This window comes from Pseudoalteromonas sp. XMcav1-K (genome assembly GCF_044005875.1).
Classification (GTDB): Bacteria; Pseudomonadota; Gammaproteobacteria; order Enterobacterales; family Alteromonadaceae; genus Pseudoalteromonas; species Pseudoalteromonas spongiae.
On record NZ_JBIPJE010000008.1, the window covers coordinates 1 to 2309 of the forward strand.

General features: G+C 39.1%; 2 protein-coding genes. One reads left to right on the forward strand and one right to left on the reverse strand.

Annotated elements, in window-relative coordinates; translation table 11 throughout:
* On the reverse strand, positions 1–1000 hold a 1000-nt coding region (locus ACHSBP_RS00155), incomplete at its 3' end, for an amidohydrolase (RefSeq protein ID WP_395387887.1).
* A gap of 81 nt (positions 1001–1081) precedes the next feature.
* Here ACHSBP_RS00155 and ACHSBP_RS00160 point away from each other — a divergent pair.
* The gene (locus tag ACHSBP_RS00160; protein ID WP_010561660.1) at positions 1082–1939 is read left to right on the forward strand and encodes a tetratricopeptide repeat protein; all 858 of its coding nucleotides are present in this window, start codon (positions 1082–1084) and stop codon (positions 1937–1939) included.
* Positions 1940–2309: the final 370 nt, after the last annotated feature.

Here is a 2309-nt window from a genome sequence, read left to right on the forward strand (position 1 = left end):
TATTATAAGTAGAAGGAATACTTTCCGACTCGTGTACTATTACTTCAGGGTGTTCGTTTTCTGAAAGACCAGCACTTAGTGCAATCCCCTTAGTAATACGTTTAATTGCCGCAATTTGTTGATTGCGCACGTCGGGGTTATACGAACGTAAAGTAAGCTGTAGTTTCACTTGGTTCGAAATAATATTGTGTTTTGAACCACCATGAATAGAACCGACCGTAATCACGTTTGGCTCGAGTGGCGATACTTCGCGACTTGCGATGGTTTGCAATGCAAGTACCGTGCGTGAGGCAAGTACCACGGGGTCGATAGTCGTGTGCGGGTAAGCGCCATGACCGCCGCGACCTTTTATAATCACATCAACCGAATCCACATTTGCCAATGCATACCCTGGAGCAATTGCGATTTTACCTGCAGGCGCTGAGGCACTTACATGAAGTCCTACAACATAGTCCGGTTTAGCAAATTTAGTATACAAACCTTCTTTTAACATGGCTTTTGCGCCGCCACCAACTTCTTCAGCAGGTTGCGCAACCATCATCAAGGTACCTTGCCAATCACTTTTGTGTTCAATTAGCTGCTGAGCTGTACCAATAAAACTCGTCATATGAATATCATGACCACAACCATGCATTACACCTACTTTATTACCGCTTTTATCAATGACTGTTACTTTTGATGCGTAATCTTTATTTGTTTCTTCAATAATAGGTAAGCCATCAGTATCTGCTCGCAGCATAACTGTTGGTCCGTTACCATTTTTATAAATACCAACGACGCCAAAGCCACCAACATTTTCAGTAACACTAAAGCCCAATTGCGTTAACTCTTTGGCAAGTCGCTGAGACGTAGCTTTTTCTTGGTATGACAGTTCAGGGTTTTGATGGAGGTGTTTATACAATTCGTTTAAGGCGTTTTGCTGGTTTGTGTTTGGGGTAAATTGACTGGCAGCAAATGCGCTATTACTTATAAGCAGTGCTGATAGGAATGCATATTTCATTTGTTATTCTCTTTCTAAGCATTGTTTTTTAGTTATATTGCCTCCATATTGAAACTAATTGAAGTTAATAATTAATTTTATATGTCGAATATTATTGAATTAACAGCTGAAAGCTTTCAGCAAGTTATCTCAGAAACAGCACCTGAAACACTTATTGCTCTTTATTTTCATACTCAGCAAGCGCCTGAATGCGCTACTATGACGCCATTGCTTGAAGCAAAAGCAGCGCAATACGCTGAGCACTTACTGTTAGCCAAGTTAAATTGCGATGTTGAACAAGCGTTGGCATCTCAACTTGCACAACAAATTGGTCTTCAGGGCATCCCAGCCATTTTACTTTTAAAAGGCGGCGCACCTGTAGACATGTTGCCAGGTCCGCAAACGCAAGAGATGTTAGATGCTGCATTTGAAAAGCATTTACCTAATGCTGAAGATTTACTTGTTACTCAAGCACAACAATTGCTGAGCCAAGGTAATTACTCTGACGCCTATACAAAAGCAAAACAAGCTTATGACATAAATGCACAAAACAGTAAAGTTAAGCTTATTCTTGCAGATATCTGCTTAAACATACAAAAAGTAGATGATGCTGAGGCGTTGTTGTCGACTATTCCAATGGTTGATCAAGATGCCTACTTTAATAACTTAAAGGCTAAAGTTGAGTTAGCGCAAGAAGCTAAGGATTCGCCAGAGATAAAACAGTTAGAAGCTGAAATTGAAAAAGACGAAACTAACTTTGACGCAAAAGTAAAACTAGCAGTGCAATACGATCAGGTTGGTCGCAAAGAAGAAGCGCTAGAAACCTTGTTTAGTGTACTGCAAAAGGATTTAGCGTTTGGTGATGCACGTAAGATGTTTTTAGATGTGATTGCGACATTGCCAGATGGTGATGAGTTAGCAGGGAAATATCGTCGCAAGCTATACAGTATTCTATACTAATACACACCATATAAAGGAGAAGGAGCCACAAGGCTCCTTTTTTATTTCATATTGTTTTAAAAAATCTGACATATAAATTTGCAATCCTGAAACATTGATCGATACTTAAATTCCTCTTTTTGAGTTCAAATGCTCAAAATCGTACGTTTAACGTTCGGTTTTGTAGCCTTAATGTTAAATTTAGAATTAAATCGCTATTTTTTACAAAAAACTCAAAAAAAGGGTTGCGCCCAAATCAAATCACTCTATAATGCGCCTCCACCAACACGGGGAACGACGCAGCATAGCAGCGAATCACGAGTTGGTTGAGTCAAGTAAAACTGAGTTTTGAAACTTTCTTAAAATAAAAAGAAAATAATCAAAATTAAGT

What these genes read in the sequence shown, in the direction of transcription:
- ACHSBP_RS00160 (WP_010561660.1), top strand. Translation starts at nt 1,082, where the DNA reads ATGTCGAATATTATTGAATTAACAGCTGAAAGCTTTCAGCAAGTTATC.